Here is a 16869-nt window from a genome sequence, read left to right as displayed (position 1 = left end):
TAACAGCGCAAATAATGAAACATATTTCTGGTCGTTTATGCCATATTAAGGTAGCTCTGGCATGCTTAATTTTATCTTCTGCAAGTGCTGCTATCGCGCAACAAAAGCAAGCCTTACCCGTTATCCAGCAGGTTAAATTTAAAAAAGATACCACTAGTATTACCAGCTTTGGAGCAAAGGGTGATGGGATTACCTTAAACACGCAAAGTATCAATAAAACCATAGCCAGTGTAAGCCAAAAAGGTGGTGGTGTGGTTTTAATTCCCTCAGGCTTATGGTTAACTGGTCCTATTGAGTTAAAAAGTAATGTAAACCTACACCTTAAACGCGATGCAATCCTTCAGTTTACCGACGACTTTAACCAATACAAATTGGTACAGGGAAATTGGGAAGGCCAGCCCGCGTGGAGAAACCAGAGTCCGATTTCGGGTGTTAACCTCGAAAATATAGCCATTACCGGTACGGGAATTATCGACGGTAACGGTGGTGCCTGGCGTATGGTTAAAAAAGATAAACTTACCGAAACACAGTGGAAAACCTTGGTGGCATCTGGTGGCGTAGTGAGGGCTGATGGAAAAATGTGGTACCCATCTGAGAAAACCGTTAAAGGTTCGAATACTAAAAATGCAGGTGTAATTGAAGCTGGTAAAACAGCAGCTGATTATGAAGATATCAAAGATTTTCTCCGTCCGAATTTGCTGGTTTTAACAGGTTGCAAAAAAATTCTTTTAGAGGGTGTTACCTTTCAAAATTCACCTGCATGGAATTTACATCCCTTACTTTGCGAGGATTTGACCTTAAGAAACCTACAAGTAAAAAATCCCTGGTTTGCGCAGAATGGCGATGGTGTTGATGTAGAATCGTGCAAAAACGTATTAATTGAAGGTAGCACTTTCGATGTGGGTGATGATGGGATCTGTATTAAATCGGGAAGAGATGAAGCAGGCCGCAAACGTGGCGTACCTACAGAAAATGTAATTGTTCGGAATAATGTGGTTTACCATGCCCATGGCGGTTTTGTAATCGGAAGTGAGATGAGCGGTGGTGCGAAAAATATCTGGGTGTACGACTGTTCTTTTATCGGCACCGATATTGGCCTGCGTTTTAAAACTACCCGCGGACGTGGTGGTGTGGTAGAAAATATTTACATCAACAACATCAACATGATCGATATTCCAGGTGAAGCAATTTTGTTTGATATGTATTACGCTGCGGTTGATCCGGTTCCTTTGGCAGGCGAAAAACGCGAAGCCATTAAAACGGTTACCGTTCCGGTAACCGAAGCTACCCCTCAGTTCAGAAATTTTTATATTAAAGATGTGGTAGCCAATGGCGCTGAAAAAGCTATATTTTTCAGGGGATTGCCAGAAATGAATATCAAAGATATTCACCTGGAAAACGTAACCATAAAAGCAAAGAAAGGCATTGAAATTATTGAGGCCGCTGGAATTTTCCTTAAAAACATAAATGTAATTACCGAAGATACCAGTCCGGTTGTATTGATCCAGAACAGTTCGAACATCAATATCAATAACTTAAAATACCCTGATAACAGCAAGGTTTTGTTTGACGTATCGGGCGAAAAAACAAAAAGTGTAAAAATTAGCGGAACAGATGTTTCTAAAGCAAAAATGGCTACGCTTTTAGGTTTAGAGGTAGATAAAAAAGCACTGGAAATTTCAAAATAACAAACATGAAGAGATCAATTCTATATACAGCAGCTGCGCTCATCGGTTTTTCTATTTTAACACAAAGTGGATTTGCGCAAAAGAAATTGTCAGAACAGTTAACCTTAACAGCAATGGAAAAACTGTTTCAGGATACTACACTATTAAAAGGGGCCAAAGGCCCTAAATGGACCTACGACATGGGCGTGGTATTGGAAGGTGCTGCAACGGTTTGGCGGAATACCGGTGATGGGAAATATTTCAAGTACATCCAAAGTTCAATGGATGCCTATTTGGATAAGGAAGGAAATATCAATACATATAAACCTGACGATTTTAATATCGACAACATTAAAAATGGCCGTTCGTTATTATTGTTATATAAAGTTACCGGACAACAGAAATACCTGTTAGCAGCAACTAAATTATACGATCAGCTGCAAAAACAGCCACGTACACAGGAAGGTGGCTTTTGGCACAAGAAAATTTATCCCAATCAAATGTGGCTGGATGGCTTATACATGGGCGAACCGTTTTACGCAGAATACGCCAAGCTGATGAAAAAAGATGCAGCTTTCGACGATATTGCCAAGCAGTTTATCCTGATGGAGAAAAATGCCCGCGATGCTAAAACAGGATTACTTTATCATGGATACGATGAAAGTAGAGCAGAGCAATGGGCCGATAAAAAAACAGGCCGCTCAGCAAATTTCTGGGGAAGGGCAATGGGCTGGTACATTATGGCTTTGGTAGATGTGTTGGATAATTTTCCGGCCAATCATCCACAACGGAAAGAATTGATTGCCATTTTAAACCGTACGGCAACCGCTGCAGTAAAATACCAGGATTCAAAATCGGGTGTTTGGTTCGATATTCTGGATATGCCAACCAGAAAAGGGAATTATCTGGAAAGTTCAGCTTCGAGCATGTTTGTTTATGGCCTGGCCAAAGGGGTGCGTAAAGGTTGGTTGGCACCATCATTTATGGCTGCAGCAAATAAAGGCTATGCAGGCTTAAAGAAAGAATTTGTTGAGCAGGCAGGTGCAGAAAGAATTAACCTGACCAAAACCGTTTCAGTATCGGGATTGGGCGGGAAACCTAAATACCGCGATGGAAGTTTCGACTATTACATCAGCGAAAAAGTAATTACCAACGATCCGAAAGGTGTAGGTTCGTTTATCTGCGCCGCTTCAGAAATGGAAATTGCCGCACTGCCTAAAACAGGTAAAGGTTTAACCGTTACGGTTGATAATTTCTTCAATAACGAGTATATGACTGGCCCAACCGGAGATAAAATCCCCTTTCATTACGTATGGGAAGAAGATGATAACAATGGCTTTTCGTTATTCGGTAAAGTATTTAATGATGCTGGCGTAAAAACCACGACCCTTAAAACGGCACCAACAGCAGCAAATTTAAAAGGCAGTAACATTTACATTATTGTAGACCCTGATACGGAGAAAGAAACGGCAAACCCAAATTTCATGAATGCTGCACACGCCAAACAGGTTAGCGAATGGGTTAAAGCTGGCGGTGTATTGGTACTCTTATTAAATGATGCTGGTAATTGTGAAATTTCAAAATTCAATGTGCTGCCAGAAACTTTTGGTATCCATTTTAATGAAGATAGCCGCAATAAGGTTCAAGGTTCGAACTTTGAGCAGGGAGCGGTAAAAATCCCTGCCGGAAACTCAATTTTTAAAACAGCTAAGAAAGTTTATATCAAAGAGATTTCCACTATTGTGACAAAAAGCCCTGCCGTTTCGGCCTTAACTGATAATGGTGATGTGCTTATTGCAACAGCAAAATATGGCAAAGGAACCGTTTTCGCGGTGGGAGATCCTTGGTTTTACAACGAATATATCGATGGCAGAAAATTGCCCGCAGATTTTGAAAACTTTAAGGCAACGAACGATCTGGTAAACTGGTTGATTAAACAGGTTCCGGGTAAAAAGTAGGATTTAACCACAGATAAATTAAATATTAGCCACGGAAAAAGCCTAAATGGTTAGTGGGGACACGAACCATGGCGCATGGACAAGGAAATGAAAATTAATGGTCTGTGGGGACACAGACCATGGAATAAAAAAGTTCTCCGTGTAATCCGTGCTTCCGTGGCAAACAAAGAACAAACAAAATGATGAAAATAAAAATATTGTTCACCCTGATCTGTGTAAGCTTAATGCTATCGTGTTATGCGCAGCAGCCTACTGATTCTACCGCAGAAAAAATGCTTGTCTATCAACTGGGCAATGGTGGCTGGCCGAAGCAGTTGGAAGATAAAAGTGTGGTTAACTATGGTGCAACATTAACGCCTGAGCTTTTAGCCAGGATAAAAGCAACTAAAGATTTACACGCCACATTCGACAATAAAGCCACCAGCAGAGAAGTGGTATACCTGGTTCAAGCCTATAAAAAGACACAGAATAAGGCTTATTTAGCTGCAGCTGAAAAAGGATTGGATTATATTTTAGCTGCTCAATATGCCAATGGTGGCTGGCCACAATATTATCCTGATAAAGCTTTGTACCGTTCAGAAATTACTTACAATGATGATGCAATGATTAATGTGCTTAATATCTTACAGGATATTGTTACGCAGAAAAACGATTTTGAGGTCGTAAATCCAGCTTATATCAAAAAAGCAGAGAAAGCCATCGCAAAAGGTATCGATTGTATTATCAAAACACAGGTAAAACAGAATGGAACTTTAACCATCTGGGCTGCGCAATACGATAAAGACTCGATGTTGCCAGCAAAAGCAAGAGCATTTGAGCCGGCTTCGTTAAGCACAAGTGAATCGGCAGGTATTGTCCGTTTCCTGATGAGGCTGAAAAATCCATCACCGGAAGTAAAAAGTGCAATTGCCGCAGCGGTAAAATGGTTCGATACCTATAAAATTGCCGGTTATCGTTTCGATAGACCGAGCGATCCTAAAACCAATATTAAAACCGCGGCCTTGGTTGCTGATGACACAGCCAATACCTGGGCGCGTTTTTACGATATGGATAAAAACACGCCTATTTTCGGCGATCGCGACAATACGATTAAAACAAAATTGGAAGAGTTAAGTCCTGAGCGCCGAAATGGTTATGCCTGGTATGGCAATTGGGGACAGAAATTAATTGAAAAGGAATACCCGAAGTGGTTAGCCACAACCGGAAAATAGATAATTATAACCCGTCATTACCAGCAGCGCGCAATGACAGAAATTAGAAAAGGCAATGATTTTAAACAAAGAGAATTTAGCAAACATTAACGGCGACAAGGTTACCAAACCAAGCGCTGAGATTTTGGCTTTACCAGAAAAAGTAATCCAGTTTGGAACAGGTGTTTTATTACGTGGTCTACCCGATTATTTTATTGATAAGGCTAACCAGAAAGGGATTTTTAATGGTCGTGTTTTAGTGGTTAAATCTACATCAAAAGGTGGTGCTGATGCATTTTCGAAACAGGATAATTTATATACGCTTTGTGTAAAGGGTATCGAAGATGGCGTTAATGTGGAAGAAAATTCAATTAACTCTTCTATTAGCCGTGTTTTATCTGCTTCGCAAGATTGGGCCGAAATTTTAAAAGCTGCCCACCAGCCAGAAATGCAGGTTGTAATATCGAATACAACGGAAGTTGGAATTGTTAAAAGCGAAGATAAAATAACCGATAACCCACCGCAATCTTACCCTGGGAAATTACTGGCGTTTTTGCACGAAAGATATACTGCGTTTAATGGTTCGGCCGAAAGCGGAATGGTGATTGTTCCAACGGAATTAATCAGTGACAATGCTGATAAATTGAAAGAAATTTTATTGGATCTGGCTATCCAGAACAAATTGGGCTGGGATTTCGAAAACTGGTTAAAAACGGCTAATCATTTCTGCAAGACTCTGGTTGATAGGATTGTTCCGGGAAAACTTCCCGAGGCCGAACAAAAAGTGATTGAAAGTGAACTGGGTTACGAAGATGAACTCATGATTATGGCAGAACCCTTCAGACTTTGGGCCATCGAATCGTCAAGCGAAAAAGTGAAGGAGATTTTATCTTTTGCAAAGGCCGATAAAGGGGTTTTTATCGTTCCATCGATCGATAAATTTAAAGAGCTAAAACTTCGTTTACTTAATGGTACGCACACCATCAGCTGCGGATTGGCCATTTTAGCGGGCTTTAATACTGTAAAAGAAGCTATGGCGAATGAAGATTTCTCAGCCCATGTGTTAAAACTGATGAAAGATGAAATTGCGCCTGTTGTGGTAAACGAAGATATTACCTATGATGAAGCAATTGCCTTTGCAGAAAGCGTAATCGACCGTTTTAGCAATCCATCCTTAGAGCACCAGTGGCAGGCCATCACGCTAAACTTCACCTCAAAAATGCAGATGCGTAACATGCCATTAATTAGAAGGTATTACGCTTTAAAAAACGAAGTTCCTCAACTTACCGCTTTAGGTGTGGCAGCTTATATCCTTTTCATGAATGTGAATAAAGATGGTGATACTTACACGGCCAGCGCAAACGGAAAAACCTTTCCGATACAGGATGAATTCGCAGAAATTTTATACGGATACTGGAAAAACCCTGAAACGGTTGTAGATAATACCCTTGGCGACAGACGTCTTTGGGATAAAAACCTGAATAACTATCCCGGCTTTAACGCGGCCGTAAAATCTTACGTTGATTTATTACAGAACAAGGGTGCAAAAGAAACTTTAAGTAACTTGCATTCAGAAAGAACAATTTAAAATGGTTACTAGAATTTTAAAAATCCATCCTAACGATAATGTGCTTGTTGCCCTGCAAAACCTGGCAAAAGGCGAAACCGTTATTTACGATGGGCAGGAATATATTTTACAGGATGATATCCAGGCTAAGCATAAGTTTTTTATGCAGGATATGAACGCAGGTGATCACATTATTATGTATGGCGTGCTGGTGGGGAAAGCGCAGCATTTCATCCTAAAAGGTGGTTTAATGGATACCGAAAATACTAAACATGCCTCTGATCCATACGAGTTCCGCCCGTATCATTACGAATGGCATGCACCTGATGTTTCTAAATTTGAAGGCAGAACCTTTAACGGTTATATCCGTAGTGATGGCCGTGTGGGAACTGCAAATTATTGGTTGTTTATTCCGACCGTTTTCTGCGAAAACCGCAATCTGGATGTGATCCGTGAGGCTTTGCACAATGAATTGGGCTATGCAGTAACCGATAAATACAAATCTTATGCCCACCAACTGGTTGAGGCTTATAAAAATGGTGAAATTTTAGCTGAGGCCGATCCAAGTTCTATCGGACAGGCAAATCCAACGGCCAACCGTGTTTTTAAAAATGTTGACGGTATTAAATTCTTAAACCATCAGGGTGGTTGCGGTGGTACCCGCCAGGATGCTGCTGTATTAAGTAAGTTATTGGCCGCATATGCCGATCACCCTAACGTTGCTGGTGTAACCGTATTGAGTTTAGGCTGCCAGAACCTACAGGTTAAAGATTTTATGGACGATTTAAAACACCGCAGTCCGAATTTCGATAAACCTTTATTTATTTTTGAGCAGCAACAATCGCAAAGCGAAGAGCAATTGGTGAAAGAAGCGATTCGAAAAACTTTTATCGGTTTAACTGAAATCAATAATATCGAACGTCAGCCTGCTCCGTTAAGCAAACTGGTTTTAGGTGTTAAATGTGGTGGTAGCGATGGTTTTAGTGGAATTAGTGCTAATCCGGCAGTCGGCTATACGTCTGATTTATTGGTGGCTTTAGGCGGTACTGTACTTCTTGCCGAGTTCCCTGAGCTTTGCGGCGCAGAACAACAGTTAATCGACCGTACCAAAGATGAAACCGCAGCACGTAAATTTATCCAATTGATGACTGCTTACAATCAATCTGCAGAAAATGTAGGCTCTGGGTTTTTCATGAATCCATCGCCTGGAAATATAAAAGATGGTTTAATTACCGATGCGATTAAGAGTACTGGTGCAGCCAAAAAAGGCGGAACATCGCCGGTTGAAGATGTTTTGGATTATACTGAGCCCGCTACAAAACCAGGATTGAACTTGGTTTGTACTCCTGGAAACGATGTGGAAGCCACGACAGGAAAAGCAGCGTCTGGAGCAACCTTAATCTTGTTTACTACAGGTTTGGGTACACCTACCGGAAACCCGGTTTGCCCAACCATTAAGGTTTCAACCAATAATGCATTAACCAAACGTATGGGCGATATTATCGATATCAATTGCGGGCCGGTAATCGAAGGCGAAAAAACCATCGAGCAAATGGGAGAAGACATTTTGGAATATTGCATTAAAGCAGCCAGTGGCGAAGTAATTCCTAAAGCGGTGTTGCTTAATCAGGATGATTTTATTCCATGGAAACGGGGGGTGAGCCTTTAGTCGTGAGTCATAAGTCTCAAGTCTTTCGCCGTGGTCTGTGTCCCCAAAGACCACCAAGCGAGTAAAACGTAAATTGAGTTCCGGTTTGCGGGGACACAGACCGGGGACGGGACAAATATTATTATATAAATAAAAAATTAATAGAAGGACATTTAGATCATCTCAAATCCATTATCTAATGTCTCAAATCACATCGCATGAAACCTTTTTTAGACGAAAATTTTCTTTTGCAAAGCAAAACTGCTGAAAAGCTTTATCACAATTTTGCAAAATCATTGCCGATTATCGACTACCATAATCACCTTATTCCAGAGCAGATTGCCAATAATACGCAGTTTGCCAACATCAGTCAGGTTTGGCTTGCGGGCGATCATTACAAATGGAGAGCCATGCGTGCCAACGGTGTTGATGAAAAATACATTACCGGTATCGGATCAGATTATGAAAAATTTGAAAAATGGGCAGAAACTGTTCCTTACACCCTTCGCAATCCCTTATACCACTGGACACATTTAGAGCTTCAGCGTTATTTCGGCATAAACGACCTGCTTTCGGGTAAAACGGCGCAGAAAATTTTCGATGAATGTTCTGCAAAACTGCAAACACCTGAGTACTCCGTACGCGGTCTGTTAGCTAAAATGAATGTGGAAGCTGTTTGTACTACCGATGATCCTTTGGATAGCTTAAACTATCACCAACAATTGGCGAGAGAGGGTGCAAACCTTAAAATGTTACCGGCTTTCCGCCCGGATAAAGCGATGAATAGTGACGATATTGAAGGTTTAAACGAGTATATCAACAAATTAGAAAGCGTTGTAGATAAAACAATCAGCAGCTTCCAGGATTACATCGATGCTTTAAAAAGCCGTCACGATTACTTTGCGGCAAATGGATGTTCAGTTTCTGATCATGGTTTAGAACAGATTTACGCAGAAGACTATACAGAAGCAGAAATTGCATCAATTTTTGATAAAATTCGCAGTAAACAACATATTTCTTACGAGGAAAACCTGAAATTTAAATCGGCTATGCTGGTTTATTTTGCAGAATGGGATCATGAAAAAGGTTGGGTACAACAATATCATTTAGGCGCATTGCGTAACAACAATGCCCGGATGTTAAGGCAATTAGGCCCAGATACCGGTTGGGATTCGATCGGCGATTTTAGCCAGGCCCGAATGCTTTCTAAATTCTTAAACCGTTTGGATAATCAAGATAAACTGGCAAAAACCATTATTTATAACCTTAACCCAGCCGATAATGAATTAATTGCAACCATGATCGGAAACTTTAACGATGGTTCGGTTGCGGGTAAAGTGCAATTCGGTTCGGCATGGTGGTTTTTAGACCAAAAAGATGGTATGATCAAACAATTAAATGCATTATCAAACATGGGGCTGTTAAGCCGTTTGGTGGGTATGCTTACCGATTCGCGCAGCTTCCTTTCTTTTCCCCGTCACGAATATTTCAGAAGGATCGTTTGTAACCTCTTTGGAGAAGACATTGAGAACGGCGAATTACCTAACGACTTGGAGTGGGTTGGTAAAATTGTTCAGGATATTTCGTACTTTAACGCAAAAAATTACTTTAAATTTTAACCAAAATAGGGCTTTAAAGAGGTATTTCGTTGGAATCAAATCATTTCAATCGTTTTCCTTCCATTTTCATACCGTTGCAGAAAACAGCATGAAATACGCCGATTAGATACAAAAATGAGCATCCAAATATTCGCTTCATCAAAAAAAGGAGAAAAAGTTTTAAGCTTTGGTGAAATACTTTTGCGCATCTGTCCAGATATGGATGGCCAGTGGTTAAAAGAAAATAAACTGCCATTTTATGTTGGCGGTGCAGAGCTGAATGTAGCAACGGCACTGGCACTTTGGAATGTTCCTTCAACTTACTTATCGGCTGTGCCGGATAATTCGGTAACCCGTGAAATTGTAGATTATCTGGATGCAAGGAACATCGATACCACACCAATGGTTTATCATGGCGAGCGTTTGGGTTTATACTATCTTCCGAAAGGGAAAGACCTAAAAAATGCAGGCGTAATTTACGATAGGGCAAATTCGGCCTATGCAGATTTAAAGGTTGGACAGATTAACTGGGATGAAGTTTTCGATGGTGTGGGCTGGTTTCATTTTAGTGCCATATGCCCGGCAATAAATCAATCTATTGCTGATGTTTGCTTAGAAGCTTTAAAAGTGGCAAGTGCGAAAAATATTACCATTTCGCTCGATTTAAATTATCGCGCCAAGCTTTGGAAGTATGGTAAAGATCCGATTGATGTTTTGCCTCAACTGGCTCAATATTGCACGCTGATTATGGGCAATGTGTGGGCCGCCAATAAAATGTTGGGTACTGCACTTCACGAAGATTTAATACCAACTGAGGGTTATGCAAAGGAAACGTTACTGCAACAGGCAACAGATACTTCTAAAGAAATATTAAGTTTGTTTCCGTCTTGCAAGGCGGTTGCAAATACTTTCAGGTTCGATCATGGTAAAGGTATAAGGTATTATACTGCCATTTATACTGCCGATGAATTAACAGTTTCTGAAGAATATGTTTCTGAAGAAATTTTAGATAAGGTGGGTAGTGGCGATTGTTTTATGGCTGGCCTAATTTATGGCTTTTACAACCAGTTGTCGGCCAAAGAAACCTTGAATTTTGCCACCGCAGCAGCATACGATAAATTATACATTCCAAGCGATGCTACAACCAGTACCGTAGCCGATATAGAAAAAAGAATAATACGCAATGATTAGCAACAAGCACAAAATTTTAGATGCCATTTTAGAGCAGGGCATGTTACCCCTTTTTTACCAGGATAGCGAATCGGGTAGCGTAGAAATATTACGTACTTTGTATAAAGCCGGTGTTCGTGTTTTCGAATATACCAACCGGGGCAAATCGGCCCTTCCGAACTTTAAAAAGTTGAAAGAAATCCGTGATGCAGAGATGCCAGATCTTTATTTGGGTATCGGAACCATTAAAACGCCTGCAGATGCACATGCATTTATCGAAGCTGGAACAGATTTTATTGTGGCACCGATTATAAATCCGGCAGTTGCCGAAATTGCAAACAAAATTGGCATGCTTTGGATCCCGGGTTGTATGACGCCGACCGAAATCAGCGTTGCACAAGAGCACAAAGCCATGCTGATCAAAATTTTCCCCGCCAATATTTTAGGCCCTGAATTTATTTCATCAATTAAAGATCTTTTTGCCGGACAGTTATTTATGCCAACCGGTGGTGTAGAAATTAATGCCGACAACCTAAAAACCTGGTTTAAATCAGGCGTTTGTGCCGTAGGTATGGGCAGCAAATTAATCAGTAAAGAGGTGATGACCAAAGGTCTTTACGAGGAGTTATTCGACAATACAAAATTAGCGCTTGAGTTAATTCAGCAGAGCAAATAAAAATTTAACACACCCTAACCAAATGAACCAACCCAAAACAAGCAAATACAGATGGACCATATGTTTGCTGTTATTTCTAGCTACGACCATAAATTATTTAGATAGACAGGTACTTTCGTTAACCTGGACAGATTTTATTAAACCAGAATTTCATTGGGATAATAATGATTATGGAAATATTACGGCCCTGTTCTCTATTTTCTATGCAATATCGATGCTTTTTGCGGGTCGTTTAGTTGATAAACTCGATACCAAAAAAGGCTTTTTGTGGGCAATAGGCGTGTGGTCTGTTGGCGCCTGTTTACATGCTTTCTGTGGTATCGCTACAGCTGGGATTATCAATGGAAACTGGTTTGTAGGATTCGAAGGGGCTAAAGAAGTTATTGCCCGTGTTAACGATACCGGATTAATCGTTTCGGTAAGTGTTACCCTGTTTATTTTTGCCCGTTTTGTATTGGCTGTTGGAGAGGCAGGAAATTTTCCCGCCGCGATTAAAGCCACGGCCGAGTACTTCCCTAAAAAAGACAGGGCATTTGCAACCAGTATTTTCAATGCAGGCGCTACTGTAGGTGCACTAGCTGCACCGATTACCATTCCTTTTATTGCAAAAGCCTATGGATGGGAAATGTCGTTCATCATTATCGGTGCACTGGGTTTTGTATGGATGGGATTATGGGTATTTGTGTACAATAAACCAGAATTGCATAAAAGGGTTAGTCCTGAAGAATTGGCTTATATTCAGCAGGATGTGATCAACGACCGTAAATTGGCTGATTATGTAGAAGAGACTAAAGAAAAAGTTTCTTTTATAGACTGTTTTAAATATAAACAAACTTGGGCTTTTGCTTTTGGTAAATTTATGACTGATGGGGTTTGGTGGTTCTTTTTATTCTGGACACCAGCATATCTGAAATCGGTTTATGGAATGGATTCTACGCAAAGTGCCCTTCCCTTATTTGTACTCTACATGATAACCTTACTGTCTATTATTGGTGGGTGGTTGCCAACCTATTTTGTTGATAAAAAAGGTATGAATCCGTATGAGGGTAGAATGAGAGCGATGTTGATCTTTGCGTTTTTCCCGCTTTTAGCCTTAGCAGCGCAACCTTTGGGACACATTACCTATTGGATTCCGGTAATCATTATCGGTATTGCAGGTGCCGCTCACCAGGCATGGTCGGCAAATATATTTTCAACCGTAGGCGATATGTTTCCCAAAAAGGCAATTGCCACCATTACGGGTATTGGTGGTATGGCAGGCGGCTTAGGCTCTTTCATTATCAATAAAGGCTCTGGTTTATTGTTTGATTATACAGGCAAAAACGAGATTGTTTTTATGGGTTTTAAAGGTGAAGAAGCAGGTTATTTTATTATCTTCTCTATCTGTGCGGTATGTTACCTCATCGGCTGGACAGTAATGAAAACCTTAGTGCCAAAATATAAAGTTATCGAACTAAAATAATTTAAAGGCCGAGGCTTAAGGAGCATAAACAATCCTGATACCCGGCCTTTTTATAACAGTAAATCTATACTTAAACTATAGACTTAACATTAATTTAACCCTAACAACAACCCCAAATTGAGTACATCGCTAAACCTCGAAAGTATTTTCGTTGAAGAGAGCCAGATTCCAGATGAATTTAGGCTCAAGGAAGAAATCAATCAAAAAGAGTTTCTTTCAAATGGAGAGATGAAACCATGGAATGGACCATTTAATGAAGTGTTTTCTCCTGTATGCGTAAAAACCCCTGAAGGCTTAAAACGAAAACGTATCGGTAGTTTCCCTGTTTGTACAGAAAAAGAGTCGACAGAAGCTTTAGATGCAGCCGTAGCTGCATATGATAACGGCCGCGGCCAATGGCCAACCATGAGCGTTGCCGATCGGATTAGCTGCGTAGAAAACTTCACCCATAAAATGATTGAGCAAAAAGAAATTGTTGCGAAATTGATTATGTGGGAAATCGGGAAATCGTATGCCGATTCGGTTAAAGAATTCGACCGGACAGTTGAGTATATCTACGCGACTATCGATGCACTGAAAGATATCGACAGGCAATCGTCGCGTTTTGAAATTGAGCAGGGAATTGTTGCCCAGGTGCGCCGTTCTCCCTTAGGTGTGGTGCTTTGTATGGGGCCGTTCAATTATCCCTTAAACGAGACTTTTACTACGCTTATCCCCGCTTTGATTATGGGCAATACGCTTTTATTCAAACCACCTAAACACGGTACCTTATTACATTATCCTTTATTAGAGGCTTTCCGTTCCAGCTTCCCTAAAGGTGTTGTAAATACCATTTATGGCCGCGGCAATACCATTGTGCCTGGACTAATGAAATCGGGAAAAATTAATGTACTTACTTTAATCGGATCGAGTAAAGTAGCCAACGAACTGAAAAAACTGCATCCTAAAGTAAACCGCTTAAGGGCAATTTTAGGTTTGGATGCTAAAAATGCTGCAATCATTACTAAAGATGCCAATCTTGATTTAGCGGTTTCTGAAACTGTTTTAGGTTCGCTTTCTTTTAACGGACAGCGTTGTACTGCGATTAAAATCGTTTATGTTCACCGCAGTTTGGCACAGGAGTTTTTAAAACGGTTATCTGCCGAGGTAGAGAAACTGAAATTTGGTATGCCATGGGAGAAAGGCGTAAACCTTACACCGCTGCCTGAGCTGAACAAGCCTGAATATTTAAAAGAATGTATTGATGATGCAGTTTCGCACGGCGCTAAAGTGATCAATAAGAATGGCGGACAAACCTTAGAAACTTTCGTTTATCCAGCCATTATGTATCCGGTAAACAGCAATATGAAACTATACCGCGAAGAGCAGTTTGGTCCTATTGTTCCTGTTGTTCCGTTTGATGATCTGGAAGAACCTATCGAATATCTAATTGGTTCGCCACACGGCCAGCAGGTGAGTATTTTTAGCAATAACGCTGCGGTAATTTCTTCATTGATCGATCCCTTGGTTAACCAGGTAAGTCGTGTAAATATCAACTGCCAATGTCAGCGAGGACCAGATGCTTTCCCTTTTACTGGTCGTAAAGACAGTGCTGAAGGAACGCTTTCTGTAGTGGATGCATTGCGTTCGTTCTCGATCCGTTCGTTGGTAGCAACCAAATTTACAGATGACAATAAAAAGTTATTGAACGAAATTGTTAAAGGTGATGATTCGAACTTCTTAAGTACGAAGTATATTTTCTAATTAGAAGTTTTACAAAAACTAAGCCGCAGATTCATAGATTAAAAATCTCTGAATTTGCGGCTTTTATCATGTGTTATAGTCCTCGTTTGTAACGAGGATTAGTGAGTGCCGCATTTGTAATGCGAGGTATTGTAATTACATCTCGGCGATCTAATCGCTATTCTCATACATCCTCGTTGCAAACGAGGACGATTCCTGCCGTATTTTACTTCAAACTCTTTACCAAACTCAACTTTAACTCTTTAATCCCTTTCACCACTAAACCGGCAATCTGTTTGGCTCCCTCCGGGCTTAAATGTGTATTGTCTTTCTTGCCATTTGGGTAGTTCACATTTCCCGAATCAACATAATTGAATAATTTGATGGATGGTTCTTCACCCAGGCGGTTTAACAGACTTTCGGTTTTCACCAGCATATCAATCAGTGGTACATTTAACGAATCAGCTACTTGGCGGGTTATACGCGGATAATCACCATGTGAATCCATTAGAACCCCATTTTTAAAACTTCTGCGCGAAATTGGTGTAAGTAAAACAGGGAATGCTTTTTTGCTTCTGGTTTCTTTTACGTAGTTAACCAGGTTGATCTTAAAATCGGCTAAGGATACACCGACAGCTGGTTTATCAACTTTCTCATCGTTATGTCCGAATTCGATGAAAACATAATCGCCCGGGTTTAACTGAGCCAATATTGGGTCCCAGCGCTTCTCTGCCCTGAAAGATTTTGTACTCCGTCCGTTCAAAGCCCGGTTATCAACGGTAACATCAGCCTTGAAATAAGACTGTAATGCCATGCCCCAGCCTGTTTCCGGATAGGCCTTTTCTTCTTTATTTGCTGCGGTAGAGTCGCCAATGATATAGAGTTTTGTTTTCTTTTGAATGAATGTAAAAGAAAATAAAACGGCTATTGTTCCTGCCGCCAAAATTTTAAAGAAATTTTTGTTCATGTTTTTATCAGTTATTTTATTTAGCTGGATTCCATTGATCCGTTCCACCTAATATATTTTTTAAAGTATAATTTTTTGCCTCTTTATCTGTTAATTGTTTTGTCCAGGGCAACCTCGTTTTAGGCGACGCGCCATCGCCCTTACTTTTATATTCTGCATAAAAAACGGTCAATTCCTTATTTGGGAACATCAGGTCGCCTTTCCAGGGATTCCAACCTTCGGGTAAAATATGTTTGCCCAGATTGCAGCTAATGAATACCGTTTTTGCATAAGGTCGCCAAGGCCTGCCGAGATAAGCTTTTGTTACAGTTTCATCTGCAATGAGCTTACAATTTATAAAAACAAATCCGAATTTTTGCTGCGCCGAAGTTGAGGCAGCGGTAACATAAGAATCGCTTAGATTTTTGATGGTACAATTTTGAAATACTACTGTCGCTTTACCGAAAATAAAATCGGTTGTGCCTTCGATATAACAGTCCTGATAATATTGACGGCTATTTTCGATTGCGGCATAAAGCGTATCCTGATTACCCAAAAACCTGCAGTTTTTTGCTAAAAAACGATCACCTTCTACATGTAAGGCTACAGCCTGCCCAACTCTTCCAGATGAATTGATAATAGTTAAATTTTCAAGCTGGATATCATTTCCCTGAACCAGTACGGTAAATGAGGTATAGGTGCTGAACTTGGGATTGCCAAAAGCATCATTACCCAGAGGATTTGGCTTTCCTGAATAATCACCAAAGGTAATAATGGTTTTTTCGACATCTTCTCCGATAATCGAAATCCTGATTTTCCATGATGGAATAATCAGTTTCTCCTTATATGTGCCATTTTTAACGTGAATTTTAATTTCTTTTTCGCCTAAATCCCTCACTGAATTGATGGCTTCCTGAATGGTTTTGTAATTTCCGCTGCCATCTTGTGCAACGGTTATTTCAGAAGGATATTTGGGATCCTGGGCACGGAGATAAAGAAAGGATATATTGAAGAGGAGTAGCGTGATCAGCTTGAAGTAGGATATTCTTGTCATTTGGTCAGTTAAGATCTGAATTTAATTTTAATTAACAACTCCTGGATTGTCATTACCCAAGAGCCGTCATCTCGAGCGGAGTGCAATGTAGCCGAGAGATCTATCGAGGCAGATCTCTCCACTACGCGTTGCTCCGGTCGTATTCTAGGTTTACCACAATTGCAAATTTATTTTAAGAAAAACTCTTTTTTTGGAGTTTTTCTTAGCTTTT

12 protein-coding genes are annotated in these 16869 nt (G+C 40.4%); 10 read left to right on the top strand and 2 right to left on the bottom strand.

What is annotated here, in order from left to right:
* Nucleotides 1-14: 14 nt before the first annotated feature.
* The 10 genes from AC1RJ8_RS09835 (at nucleotide 15) to AC1RJ8_RS09790 (ending at nucleotide 14679) form a co-directional block, all read left to right on the top strand.
* On the top strand, nucleotides 15-1688 hold the full coding sequence (locus tag AC1RJ8_RS09835; protein ID WP_492953650.1) for a glycoside hydrolase family 28 protein: 1674 nt from the start codon (nucleotides 15-17) through the stop codon (nucleotides 1686-1688).
* A 5-nt stretch (nucleotides 1689-1693) separates the two neighbouring features.
* Nucleotides 1694-3625 (top strand): glycoside hydrolase family 88 protein, encoded by a 1932-nt coding sequence (locus AC1RJ8_RS09830; protein WP_492953649.1) that lies wholly within the window; start codon nucleotides 1694-1696, stop codon nucleotides 3623-3625.
* Nucleotides 3626-3804: 179 nt separating this feature from the next.
* Nucleotides 3805-4836 carry a pectate lyase gene (gene pelA / locus AC1RJ8_RS09825; protein WP_492953648.1) on the top strand — a complete coding sequence of 344 codons (1032 nt, stop codon included), beginning with the start codon at nucleotides 3805-3807 and terminating at the stop codon, nucleotides 4834-4836.
* A gap of 55 nt (nucleotides 4837-4891) precedes the next feature.
* Nucleotides 4892-6403, top strand: a complete 1512-nt coding sequence (locus AC1RJ8_RS09820) for a tagaturonate reductase (RefSeq protein WP_492953647.1) — start codon at nucleotides 4892-4894, stop codon at nucleotides 6401-6403.
* 1 nt (nucleotide 6404) lies between these two features.
* A complete protein-coding gene (locus tag AC1RJ8_RS09815; protein WP_492953646.1) occupies nucleotides 6405-8051 on the top strand; it encodes a UxaA family hydrolase in 1647 nt (548 codons plus the stop codon).
* Nucleotides 8052-8248: 197 nt separating this feature from the next.
* On the top strand, nucleotides 8249-9649 hold the full coding sequence (uxaC, locus tag AC1RJ8_RS09810) for a glucuronate isomerase (RefSeq protein ID WP_492953645.1): 1401 nt from the start codon (nucleotides 8249-8251) through the stop codon (nucleotides 9647-9649).
* Nucleotides 9650-9763: 114 nt separating this feature from the next.
* Nucleotides 9764-10819: a PfkB family carbohydrate kinase gene (locus AC1RJ8_RS09805; RefSeq protein ID WP_492953644.1), complete on the top strand. Its 1056-nt coding sequence runs from the start codon at nucleotides 9764-9766 to the stop codon at nucleotides 10817-10819.
* A complete protein-coding gene (locus AC1RJ8_RS09800) occupies nucleotides 10812-11474 on the top strand; it encodes a bifunctional 4-hydroxy-2-oxoglutarate aldolase/2-dehydro-3-deoxy-phosphogluconate aldolase (RefSeq protein ID WP_492953643.1) in 663 nt (220 codons plus the stop codon). The genes AC1RJ8_RS09805 and AC1RJ8_RS09800 overlap by 8 nt, the downstream gene beginning before the upstream one ends.
* 22 nt (nucleotides 11475-11496) lie before the next feature.
* A complete protein-coding gene (locus tag AC1RJ8_RS09795) occupies nucleotides 11497-12936 on the top strand; it encodes an MFS transporter (protein WP_492953642.1) in 1440 nt (479 codons plus the stop codon).
* 117 nt (nucleotides 12937-13053) lie between these two features.
* The gene (locus AC1RJ8_RS09790; protein WP_057930772.1) at nucleotides 13054-14679 is read left to right on the top strand and encodes an NADP-dependent glyceraldehyde-3-phosphate dehydrogenase; all 1626 of its coding nucleotides are present in this window, start codon (nucleotides 13054-13056) and stop codon (nucleotides 14677-14679) included.
* Between the two features lie 205 nt (nucleotides 14680-14884).
* Here AC1RJ8_RS09790 and AC1RJ8_RS09785 read toward each other — a convergent pair whose 3' ends face one another.
* Nucleotides 14885-15625, bottom strand: a complete 741-nt coding sequence (locus AC1RJ8_RS09785; RefSeq protein WP_492953641.1) for a rhamnogalacturonan acetylesterase — start codon at nucleotides 15623-15625, stop codon at nucleotides 14885-14887.
* A 16-nt stretch (nucleotides 15626-15641) separates the two neighbouring features.
* The gene (locus AC1RJ8_RS09780; RefSeq protein WP_492953640.1) at nucleotides 15642-16658 is read right to left on the bottom strand and encodes a pectinesterase family protein; all 1017 of its coding nucleotides are present in this window, start codon (nucleotides 16656-16658) and stop codon (nucleotides 15642-15644) included.
* Nucleotides 16659-16869 lie beyond the last annotated feature (211 nt).

This window comes from Pedobacter sp. GW822-FHT03F06 (assembly GCF_058801365.1).
The sequence above is the reverse complement of the archived record's forward strand: the minus strand, read 5'-3'. Positions and strand labels throughout refer to the sequence as shown.